We start from the raw sequence: 6,765 nt of genomic DNA, 5'->3' as shown, positions 1-6,765 counted from the left end.
GGGGGGGGGGGGGGCCCCCGCGGGGGCCCCCCCCCCGGGGGGGGCCCGGGGGGGCCCCCCCCCCCCCCGGGCCCCCCCCCCCCCCCCCCCCCCCCCCCCCCCGACCCCTGACGGTTTCCGTGTGCGTCCACCACGGAAAACAAAGAAGAAAATCAAAAGCAACAGCGGGTCGCTTCGCTCGTTCCTCGCGATCATCTTTCCGATGGATCTATATCCATCAGCTCACAAACGAAAAGAGCCGAGCAGATGCTCGGCTCCATCGCGAATGCTTCATCCACGCATGGCGTGGATCTACTGTGTCGACCAGGGTCGACACCCACCAACAGCAGCACAGACGCCGTTCCGACAGCAGCGAAAAACTGTCGAAGGCGGGGTGGTGTCGGGTTGCGGGGTGTCCGCGCCATGGATGGCGCGGCCAAGCCTACAAGGACGTACTTGCGGCGTCCCCGCAACCCGACACCATCCCGCCATCCCACGGATATCTCGCTTTTGACGTTGACGTTGCTGTTGCTGTTGCTGTTGCTGTTGCCGGCCAGCGGCCGGCACTACCACCGCGGGTGCAGGGCCGCAGGCCCTGCAGAACATCCTCAGCTGCGCATGCCCACGCCACGGCGCAACAACCACAGCGCCAGCGCCGTCAGCACCACCACGAAACCGATCATCAGCGCATACGCCACCACCACCGGCACATCGCTGCTGCCCAGCAGGCCATAGCGGAACGCGTTGACCATGTAGAAGATCGGGTTCGCGTGCGTGGCCGCCTCCGCCCATGGCGGCAGCAGCTCCACCGAATAGAACACGCCGCCCAGGTAGGTCAGCGGAGTCAGGATGAAGGTCGGCACGATCGCCACGTCATCGAACTTCTTCGCATACACCGCGTTGATGAAGCCGGCCAGCGAGAAGATCGTCGCGCCCAGGATCACCGTGGTCAGCGTCACCAGCGGATGCGGGATGCGCACCGGAGTGAAGAACATCGCGATGATCAGCACGATCACGCCTACCATCAGGCCGCGCAGCACCGCACCGGCCACGTAGCCCCACAGGATCACCCAGTTCGGCATCGGGCTGACCAGCAGCTCTTCCACGTGGCGGCCGAACTTGGCGCCGAAGAACGAGGAGCTGATGTTGCCGTAGCTGTTCTGGATCACGCTCATCATCACCAGGCCCGGCACGATGAACTGCATGTAGGTGTAGCCGCCCATGTCGCCCACGCGCGAACCGATCAGGCCGCCGAAGATCAGGAAGTACAGGGTCATGGTGATCGCCGGCGGTACCAGGGTCTGGCCCCAGATGCGCATGATGCGGGCGACTTCGCGGCGCACGATGGTCATCAGTGCGATGCGGTTGCGCTGGCCGTCGGTCAGGACCGGGGTCGGGGTGCTGCTCATGCGGACGTCTCCTGGTTGCCGGTGAGGCGCACGAACAGTTCCTCCAGGCGGTTGCTCTTGGTACGCATCGAACGCACGCGGATGCCCGCCGCGTTCAGTGCCTCGAACACGCGGTTGAGGTCCATCGCACGTGGCATGTCGATGTCCAGCGTATGGCCGTCGGTGGCGGTCAGGGTTGCCCCCTCGATCACCGGCAACTGGGCGGGCAGGGTGCCGTCGATGTCCAGCAGGAAGCCTTCCACGTCAAGCTTGGCCAGCAGTTCGCGCATCGGGCCCTGGGTGACGATCTGGCCGTGGTCGATGATGGCCAGGTTGCGGCACAGGTGCTCGGCCTCTTCCAGGTAGTGGGTGGTGAGGATGATCGTGGTGCCGGCGGCGTTGATCTCCTTCAGCACCCGCCACATGTCGCGGCGGATCTCGATGTCCACGCCAGCGGTCGGTTCGTCCAGGATCAGCAGGCGCGGCCGGGTCATCATCGCGCGTGCGATCATCAGCCGGCGCTTCATGCCACCGGACAGGGTGCGGCTCATCACCTGCGCCTTCTCCCACAGGTGGGCGCGCTTGAGCTCGACTTCGGCCATCTGCTCGGCTTCGGCGCGCGGCACGCCGTAGAAGCCGGCGTAGTTCACCAGGATGTCGAAGGGCTTTTCAAACAGGTTGAAGTTGATCTCCTGCGGCACGAGTCCGATCAGGCGCATGGTGGCGCTGCGGTTGCGCACCAGGTCGCTGCCGAACACTTCCACCTGGCCCTCGCTGAGGTTGACCAGGGAACTGATGATGCCGATCAGGGTGGACTTGCCGGCACCGTTCGGGCCCAGCAGGGCGAAGAAGTCGCCCGGGGCCACTTCCAGCGAGACCCCTTTCAGGGCCTGGGTGCCGTTGTCATAGGTTTTACGCAGGTCGCGCACGCGCAGGGCGGGCGCCGTATCGTTCAGGGAAGCCAAGCTCGAAGCCTTCGCGCCCATGGGCTGGCGCTGGAGAGGGGCGGGGAAGGTCTATTATAGAAGACCCCGAGGGCTTGCCCCGGCTACACACTGTCCCGAAAAGTCGTGCCTGTCCAATTCCCCATCAAACTGGTCGACCGCCGCATGCTGGCGCCCTCCATCGGCCATTACCAGTTCGTGCGTGACGACGGCCAGCCGCTGGATTTCCAGCCTGGCCAGTTCATCCAGGTCCATTTCAGCTACGCCGATGGCACCGAAACCAAGCGCAGCTATTCGCTGGCGACCATCCATGACCACGCGCTGGGGCCAGGCGAGGCGGTGGATATCGCGGTCAGCTTCGTACCCGGTGGCGCCGCCACGGCGCTGTTCGAGGCGCTGGACATCGGCGGCCAGGTCAGCGCGTCCGGTCCCTACGGTCGGTTCTGCCTGAACCCCGGCGACCACAACGGCCGCTACCTGCTGATCGCCACCGGTACCGGCGTCACCCCGTACCGCTCGATGCTGCCGTTGCTGGCAACGGCGATGGCCGAGCGTGGCGTGCAGGTGGTCCTGCTGCAGGGCGCCCGCAGCCCGGGGGAACTGCTGTACAGCGAAGACTTCTACAGCTTCGCTGAAAAGCACCCGAACTTCCGTTATGTGCCTTGCCTGTCGCGGGAACTGCCGGCCGAGCCGCACCCGGACGTACACCATGGCTATGTGCAGCAGGCGCTGGCGGCGTTCACACCGGACCCGGCCACCGACATCGCCTACCTGTGCGGCAACCCGGACATGGTCGACGCCTGCGCCGAAGCGCTGAAGGCGGCGGGCCTGGGTAATCCGCAGATCCGCCGCGAGAAGTACGTCAGCAGCAAGTAGTGCCGGCCGCTTGCCGGCAACCCCACGCACCGGAGGCGGCATCACGCCGCCCCCGGGACCATGCCTCAGTACGGCACCCACGCATCGCGCCAGGCCGAACCCACGCCCGGCCGGTAGGCCTCGGCGTTGACGTTGCACCACGCGCCTTCCGGGAACGGGCGGCAGGCGTACAGCTTGCCGTCGGTGCCCTTCACCACGGTCTCGCCGGGCTTGTAGCTGCCAAGTCCGGCCGGGTACACGAAGTCGTAGTCGCCACCCGGCGGTGGATCCACAGGATCGACCGGATCCGGAACGCGCGTGTCGAGCTGGAACCGATGACCCGGCTTCAGATAGACGCGGTTCTCGGTGGCCGAGGCGATCGGCCTGATCACACCATTGTCCATCACACCAACGCGCGCCTGCTGTGCACTGGCGTTGACCGCATGGGCCAGAGCCAGCGGCCACTGGTTCGCCGCAGTCTGGCCGGCGGCCAGGGTGATCTCCGGGCGCTCCAGATCGTTGCCTTGGGCGTTGAACACGCGCAGGGTCAGGGTGGTGCCCACTTCCAGCGCGCCGCGGGCGGTGACCGGACCGGCATCCTGCCATTGCGGTGGCGGCTCGACGCCACCGCCTCCCTCGAAACGCACGTCCATGCAGGTATAGAAGGCCTCGGCCGAATCCGAGCGCTGCCAGGTGTTGTAGATCAGGTGCTGCCCGCTGCGCTGGGGCAGTGGGCAGTCCAGCTTGTAGACACCGCCCGCGGACAACGGGACGTCGCCCAGCGTGCAGAACTCCTGCAGGTCGGCCCAGCGCAGCGGGCTGCCCGGCTGCCAGCCATCGCGGGTGACGTAGAACTTCCATTCGCGGGTGGCATGCGGGGCAGAGGCAAGAAATTCAAAGGTGTAACGGCCGTTGCCATCGGCGCGGATCGGCGTGGTCGACCAATCGGACCGGTCCAGATCCAGGCCGCGGTACTTGCTGTTGCCACCGCTGCACAGCTCGCCGTCGGGAACGACTGCCTGGTGGTTGCCATTGGCATTGGCCTGGTTGATGCCGGCCCAGTCGTAGAAGGGCTGTGCGCCGCCGATGTCCTTGGCCGCAGCACAGGCGGGGTTGGTCGGCTGCTCTGGATTGCCCTGGTAGCAGGCGTACACCCGGCTGGTGGGTTTGGACATGGTGCCGTGTGCCAGCGCGCTGGCAGAGGCGCCCAGGCTGGCGATGGCAGCCACCGCGAGAGCAAGTCGATTGAGCGGTTGCATGATGGGGTCCTGTGGACGGTGGAAGGTCCAGCGAGTCTCCTCACGATGCACAGCGCCAACCATTCAACGATTCCGAAAAGCTGCAGGCTGCGACGGGATGTGCAGTGCCTGCGCGAACGGGTTAACACTTCAAGCCGGACCCGCAGGCCTGCCTCTGCCCCATTGCAGAAGCGGGGCGGCACGCGCGCGCCGCCCCCGCTCAGTCACTCAGTCACTCAGTACGGCACCCAGGCATCGCGCCAGGCCGAACCCACACCCGGCCGGTACGCCTCGGCATTGACGTTGCACCACGCGCCTTCCGGGAACGGGCGGCAGGCGTACAGCTTGCCGTCGCTGCTCTTCACCACGGTCTGCCCGGGCACGTAGCTGCCGATACCGGCCGGATACACATGGTCGAAATCACCGCCGGGTGACGGCGTACCCGGATCTGGCACCTTGGTGTCCAGCTGGAAGCGGTTGCCGTCCTTCAGGTACACGCGGTTGTCGGTGGCCGAGGCGGTCGGTGTGATCGCGCCGTTGCTGAGTACGCCGACGCGCGCGTGCTGGGCACTGGCGTTGACCTTGCGCGCAAGCGCCAATGGCCACTGCGCCGGCGTGGTCTGGCCTGCGGCCAAGGTGGCTTCCACGCGTTCCACGTCGTTGCCGTTGGCATTGAACACACGCAGCGCCAGGGTGGTGCCCACCGGCAGCTCGGTACGTGCAGTCACCGGCCCGGCATCCTGCCACTGCGGGACCGGGGTGGTACCGCCGCCGCCTTCAAAGCGCACGTCCATGCAGGTATAGAACGCTTCGGTGGAATCGGCGCGCTGCCAGGTGTTGTAGATCACATGCTGGCCGCTGCGCTGCGGCAGCGTGCACTGCAGCTTGTAGGTGCCATCGGCCGACAGCGGCGTGTTGCCCAGCGAGCAGAATTCCTGCAGATCGGCCCAGCGCAGCGGGCTGCCCGGTTGCCAGCCGGCGCGGGTGACGAAGAACTTCCAGTCGCGCGTGGCGTGCGGGGCGGTCGCCTTGAACACGAAGGTGAACCTGCCGTTCGCATCGGGCTGGATCGGTGTGGTCTGCCAGTCGCTGCGCTCCAGGTCCAGGCCGCGGAAGGTCGGGTTGTTGCCGCTGCACAGCTTGCCGTCGGGCACCACGGCCTGGTGGTTGCCGTTGGCGTTGGCCTGGTTGATGCCGTTCCAGTCGTAGAACGCCTGCGAGCCGGCCACTGCCTTGGCGGCCGCGCACGCCGGGTTGGTGGGGTTCTCCGGGTTGCCCTGGAAGCAGGCATAGACGCGGCTGACCGGGGTGATCATCGTGCCGTGTGCAGCGGCGTTGCCGGCAACGCCAACACCGGCGCCAACGAAGACGGTGGCCAACAGCAATGGGGTGTATCGCAGAGACATGGCGCATCCTTGTGGTCGTCGAAGGGAGCGGTGACCGCAGCACCCACGCCGTATCGGGCGACGGACGATGAGCGGTACCGCCGCGAGTATCGAGCTGCAATACGCAGTGGGAAACCACGTCAATGCCGATCCGTGACTACGTGTGTGAAGCCCTTCCCGCAGGCTTCACGCCACACTGAACGAACACGCTGGCGGTCACGCCTGCGGCGCGGCGACGATCACGTTCCCGTGCAACGTCATTGCCGCGGGGGGCCGACCCGATTCACCTGGCACGAAAAGCATCCATGTCCTGCGTTGTGCAGCTGCACGAAGGCCACCGTTGTATCGGCGAACAGCCGGTCCAGGTGCGTGGCAACCTCGGTGCCCTGGCAGACCAGGCCGCTCAGCATGAAGTCCGCGCTGTCATAGGCGCGCACCGAGATCAGCCGCCGCTGCACGTAGGCAGGTACCACGCCCGCTGGCAGCACGCAGCGGGTTGCACCGCGCTGCACGAAGATCGGGCCCGAGGCGCGGTATGGCGAATGCGTGGCCAGGTGTGTGTAGGGCAGCAGAAGCAGTTCTGCACCGGCAGGCGCGTCGGTCAGGCTGACCCTGCAGGGGTAGCCGCCGCTGTCGCCGGCGCGCCGGCGCACGATTCCCCGCGCGGCCAGCGCATCGTCGCTGGATTCGAAAAGCGCCTCGAACGGCTGGTGGTCGATGCCACTGAGTTGCCACGGATGCATGGAGTGTCTCCCGGTTCTGCGCGCATTCTGCCGGCGCCACGGGCCGCCTGCTCGCCATTTTCCGCCACCTGATCGCGCTGGCCGATACCGCCCTGTACCGGGAAAAGGCCGGGGGTCGCAACCGACTGGTGGCCGTGCCGACGCCGGCCCAGGACATCCGCCTGTCGCCGCCAGCGTCCGGCGCGTGTAAGTTGGGTCACATTCGATTGGTCACATCTGCCGCGGCACACCGT

At 66.7% G+C, this 6,765-nt stretch carries 6 protein-coding genes; 1 reads left to right on the top strand and 5 read right to left on the bottom strand.

Features of this window, described 5'->3' with window-relative positions; genetic code table 11:
* Positions 1 to 587: 587 nt before the first annotated feature.
* Both M2299_RS07690 and M2299_RS07685 read right to left on the bottom strand, forming a co-directional pair.
* A complete protein-coding gene (locus M2299_RS07690) occupies positions 588 to 1,388 on the bottom strand; it encodes an ABC transporter permease (RefSeq protein WP_025877578.1) in 801 nt (266 codons plus the stop codon).
* Positions 1,385 to 2,353, bottom strand: coding sequence for an ABC transporter ATP-binding protein (locus tag M2299_RS07685; protein ID WP_051501690.1), 969 nt, complete (start codon positions 2,351 to 2,353; stop codon positions 1,385 to 1,387). The genes M2299_RS07690 and M2299_RS07685 overlap by 4 nt, the downstream gene beginning before the upstream one ends.
* A gap of 84 nt (positions 2,354 to 2,437) precedes the next feature.
* On the opposite strand from M2299_RS07685, the gene M2299_RS07680 reads away from it, so the two are divergent.
* Positions 2,438 to 3,187, top strand: coding sequence for a ferredoxin--NADP reductase (locus M2299_RS07680; protein WP_080149594.1), 750 nt, complete (start codon positions 2,438 to 2,440; stop codon positions 3,185 to 3,187).
* Between the two features lie 65 nt (positions 3,188 to 3,252).
* On the opposite strand, the gene M2299_RS07675 is transcribed toward M2299_RS07680, so the two are convergent.
* The 3 genes from M2299_RS07675 to M2299_RS07665 all read right to left on the bottom strand — a co-directional run bounded on the left by M2299_RS07675 (position 3,253) and on the right by M2299_RS07665 (position 6,532).
* Entirely contained in the window at positions 3,253 to 4,425 is a 1,173-nt protein-coding gene (locus tag M2299_RS07675) for a lytic polysaccharide monooxygenase (protein WP_280884149.1), read from the bottom strand.
* 215 nt (positions 4,426 to 4,640) lie between these two features.
* The gene (locus M2299_RS07670; protein WP_025877568.1) at positions 4,641 to 5,810 is read right to left on the bottom strand and encodes a lytic polysaccharide monooxygenase; all 1,170 of its coding nucleotides are present in this window, start codon (positions 5,808 to 5,810) and stop codon (positions 4,641 to 4,643) included.
* A gap of 236 nt (positions 5,811 to 6,046) precedes the next feature.
* A complete protein-coding gene (locus M2299_RS07665; RefSeq protein ID WP_100462044.1) occupies positions 6,047 to 6,532 on the bottom strand; it encodes a DUF1203 domain-containing protein in 486 nt (161 codons plus the stop codon).
* Between the last annotated feature and the right edge of the window lie 233 nt (positions 6,533 to 6,765).

This window comes from Stenotrophomonas sp. 1278, from assembly GCF_029892765.1.
Lineage (GTDB): Bacteria > Pseudomonadota > Gammaproteobacteria > Xanthomonadales > Xanthomonadaceae > Stenotrophomonas > Stenotrophomonas indicatrix.
This window is presented reverse-complemented; position numbering and strand designations above follow the sequence as displayed.